Below are 3,646 nucleotides of genomic sequence, written 5' to 3' on the forward strand. Positions count from 1 at the left end.
CGTTTGATCCGAGGGAATGGCGAAGGAGCAAGATAAGTGATTTCTTCCGAATAATCAGCCGCATGGCGGCATAAAATGGGTTCAGGAGCAGGATGCTGCCTGAACCCGTTTTGATTTTCTTTTGGCTCTCTCGGGAAGGGCGGAATATGCTGAAGCGTACGAAGTCTAGCGAGTTCAGGAGGGTGTTGCCATGAAGTTTTACACCATCAAGCTACCGAGGTTTATAGGCGGTTTTATTAAGGCTCTCCTCAATACGTTCAGTAAAAACAGTTGAGGCTCGCGATTGGATTTATGCCTGGTGGATGAATATGCGAAAGAGACGAGCAGAGGGAGCGGAACAAACAAAAGAAGCACCTGTTAGCAGGTGCTTTTTGCGTTTCAAAAGATGCGATTGTACTAAGCGCGGGTTACTTTACCTGCTTTCAAAGCGCGGGTGCTGACATAAACGCGTTTCGGCTTACCGTCTACAATAATGCGCACTTTCTGCACGTTGACGCCCCAGGTGCGCTTGGTTTTGTTGTTCGCGTGGGAAACGTTGTTGCCCGATTTAGGGGACTTACCAGTCACATAGCATTTGCGAGACATCCGTTACACCTCCTCTGCGGACGATCGGAAAAACTCCGTTCTATTTTCTAGAGAAAAACATACTTCAATATAATATCACAGCGTGAATCGCCTAGTCAACGGTTAGAAATCGCGAGAAACAGGGATTCTAGGGGAAAGCATTTATTTATTGCCGGTCTTATAGTACAATGAAAGATAAGTGCGGCCATTCGACACTTTTTTAAAGAAGGTCCCACAGAAAGGTGATTAAACGATGCCGATACAAGTGGCTTTGGAGAAAGGAAAAGTGAACGTAACCGATGAAGTCGTGGCAGTTCTGGCCGGTCATGCGGCTCTCGATTGCTATGGCCTCGTGGGTATGTCTTCGCGTAAGCAGTTTAAAGATGGAATCGCCGAATTGCTGGGCAGGGAAAACTTGCGCCGCGGCGTGGAAGTCCGCAGAGAAACCGACGGTCTGCACATTGATTTGTACATCATCGTCAGTTATGGAACAAAAATTTCCGAGGTTGCCCATAATGTCCAGAACCGAGTGAAATATGTACTCGGCGAGATCGGCGGCCTTCATGTCGATTATGTCAATATTATTGTGCAGGGAGTCCGTGGAGACTGAACCCAACGGAAGGAGATAAATTCTTGAGTAAGCGCTTTAATTCCATAAACGGAACTGAATTCACAAGAATGGTGCTGTCCGGAGCCGAAATCTTGCGAAATAATGTCAACAACGTGAATGCGTTAAATGTGTTCCCGGTTCCTGACGGAGATACCGGTACGAATATGAACCTGACCATGACCAGCGGCGTGGAGGAAATCCGCAGAAAACCGTCGGACCATGTTGGACGGGCTGCTGATGCATTATCCAAAGGATTGCTGATGGGTGCACGGGGCAATTCCGGCGTTATTTTATCTCAACTGTTTCGCGGGTTTGCCAAGTCTGTGCAAAACCTGGAGACCGTGAACCCACAGCAATTTGCCGCTGCTTTGCAGCAGGGGGTGGAAACGGCTTATAAAGCGGTTGTGAAGCCTGTGGAAGGAACAATCCTAACAGTCGCCAAAGAAACCGCTAAGCAAGCCCAGGTCTATGCTCGCCGTACCAATGATGTGGCTGAATTGATGAAAGTGGTGTATGAAAACAGCCAGCAAGCTTTGGATCGCACGCCTGATTTGCTCCCGGTGCTGAAACAAGTAGGAGTCGTTGATTCCGGCGGCCAAGGACTTGTTTTTGTTTACGAGGGTTTTCTCCGCGCTTTGACGGATAGCGTTCCTGCTTATACCGCGCCGGCCGCTTCTGCAGCACCGATTGCAACTTTAGTATCGGAGTCAGCACACAATAGGGGGCATGAAGGGAAAACCGCCCAATCGATGCTGGCTACGGAAGACATTGAGCAAGGCTATTGCACGGAGTTCATCATCAAACTGCTGCCGGGGAAAACGGCAGACTATGTCTTCGATGAGCAATCGTTCCGCGGGGACTTGAGCAAAATGGGCGATTCCCTTTTGGTCGTCGCCGACGAGGATCTGGTTAAGATTCACATTCACGCCGAGTATCCGGGCAGCGTAATGAACCATGCGATGAAGTATGGCGATTTGACCCGAATTAAAATTGAAAATATGCGGGAGCAGCACACCCACATATTGGAGACGAGCGAATACGATCTGCAATATGCGGCTGCAGGCGGCCTTCAAGATACAATCTCTCAAGAAATTACGGCTGAGATCCCGGTAACGGCTGGCGACATAGGCGCAGGCTTCGAAGCAAACGAAGCTGCAGCTGCTTTTGGCTTTGTCGCAGTTGCCATGGGAGACGGCATTGCGGAAATTCTTCAAAGTTTAGGCGTCAACGAAGTCATTTCCGGCGGCCAAACCATGAATCCCAGCACAGAGGATATCGTCAATGCGGTAAACCGGGTTCATGCGGAAACCGTCTTTGTTTTCCCGAACAATTCAAATATTGTCATGGCAGCCCGGCAAGCGCAAAACCTGATCGAGGATAAGACGGTCATCGTCATTCCGACGAAGACGATCCCTCAGGGCATGGCGGCTTTGATCGCTTTCCAGGAAACCGCCGATGCGGATAGCAATACGGAGACTATGAACCACGCCGTCAGCCAGATCGTTTCCGGACAAGTGACTTACGCTGTGCGTGATACGAGCATCGATGGCGTTGACATTAAAGAAGGAGATTTTATCGGCATTTGTGAAGGTAAAATCGTCGTTTCAGAGCCGGATCTAAGCTCTGCCAGCCAAGGTCTTATTGATCAAATGATGGCAAATGGCGGGGAGATCATAACGGTATTAACAGGCGAAGACGCAACGGATGAGCAAACCGCTGCCTTGGCTTCTTATGTAAAAGCCCAATATCCCCAAGTGGATGTTGAGATACACGCAGGTGGACAACCGGTATACGTTTATCTTTTTGCCGTGGAGTAAGGAGGAGAAGGTTCTGAGCAGCGTTCGCATCGTCACGGACAGCACATCGGACATCCCCGAAGAGATCCGGAAGCGGCTTAACATTGAGTTGATCCCTTTGAAGGTGCATGTCGGGAATAAAACCTTTACAGATTCGGTTACCATCCAGCCGGATGATTTTTACACCCTGCTGGCCGAATCGAAAGTTATGCCTAAAACCTCCCAGCCCTCGCCGGTTGATTTTGTTGATATTTACCGGAAATTAAACAAGGAGCCGGGAACTGCTATTATATCGATTCATTTATCTTCGGCTATGAGCGGAACCTACCAATCCGCCGTCCTTGCCAAGTCGATGCTGGAGGAAGAAGCTGATATTACGATCATCGATTCCAAATCCGCCAGCTACGGCATCGGCATTCGCGTCGTGAAAGCGGCGGAGGCGGCAATGGCAGGAAAGAGCAAGGAAGAAATTTTGGATATGCTGGATAAGCTCGACGGGAAATTTTCGATCTTCTTTCTCGTGGACACTCTTGAATATTTGCAAAAAGGCGGCAGAATCGGCAAAGCATCAGCCGCTTTAGGATCCTTGCTCAACATCAAGCCGATTCTCTCCATCAATCAAGCGGGGGAGGTTTGTTCGGTGGATAAGGTTAGAGGCCACAAAAAAGCAGTTGCC

5 protein-coding genes are annotated in these 3,646 nt (G+C 49.2%); 4 read left to right on the top strand and 1 reads right to left on the bottom strand.

Translation table 11 applies throughout. The features are described from left to right. The first annotated feature begins 190 nt into the window (after positions 1 to 190). Entirely contained in the window at positions 191 to 274 is an 84-nt protein-coding gene (gene spoVM, locus TJ79_RS01910) for a stage V sporulation protein SpoVM (protein ID WP_040948601.1), read from the top strand. A gap of 122 nt (positions 275 to 396) precedes the next feature. On the opposite strand, the gene rpmB is transcribed toward spoVM, so the two are convergent. After that, positions 397 to 585, bottom strand: a complete 189-nt coding sequence (gene rpmB / locus TJ79_RS01915) for a 50S ribosomal protein L28 (protein ID WP_040948602.1) — start codon at positions 583 to 585, stop codon at positions 397 to 399. A 232-nt stretch (positions 586 to 817) separates the two neighbouring features. On the opposite strand from rpmB, the gene TJ79_RS01920 reads away from it, so the two are divergent. The 3 genes from TJ79_RS01920 to TJ79_RS01930 form a co-directional block, all read left to right on the top strand. Then, positions 818 to 1,174: an Asp23/Gls24 family envelope stress response protein gene (locus tag TJ79_RS01920; protein ID WP_040948603.1), complete on the top strand. Its 357-nt coding sequence runs from the start codon at positions 818 to 820 to the stop codon at positions 1,172 to 1,174. A 23-nt stretch (positions 1,175 to 1,197) separates the two neighbouring features. Continuing rightward, positions 1,198 to 2,991: a DAK2 domain-containing protein gene (locus TJ79_RS01925; protein ID WP_040948604.1), complete on the top strand. Its 1,794-nt coding sequence runs from the start codon at positions 1,198 to 1,200 to the stop codon at positions 2,989 to 2,991. A 13-nt stretch (positions 2,992 to 3,004) separates the two neighbouring features. Then, positions 3,005 to 3,646: DegV family protein (locus TJ79_RS01930; protein ID WP_040948605.1), on the top strand; the 642-nt coding region annotated here is incomplete at its 3' end.

Origin of the sequence: Gorillibacterium massiliense, from assembly GCF_000455485.1 — a bacterium.
Taxonomy (GTDB): Bacteria; Bacillota; Bacilli; order Paenibacillales; family NBRC-103111; genus Gorillibacterium; species Gorillibacterium massiliense.

What these genes read in the sequence shown, in the direction of transcription:
- TJ79_RS01920 (WP_040948603.1), top strand. Translation starts at nt 818, where the DNA reads ATGCCGATACAAGTGGCTTTGGAGAAAGGAAAAGTGAACGTAACCGAT.
- rpmB (WP_040948602.1), bottom strand. Translation starts at nt 585, where the DNA reads ATGTCTCGCAAATGCTATGTGACTGGTAAGTCCCCTAAATCGGGCAAC.
- spoVM (WP_040948601.1), top strand. Translation starts at nt 191, where the DNA reads ATGAAGTTTTACACCATCAAGCTACCGAGGTTTATAGGCGGTTTTATT.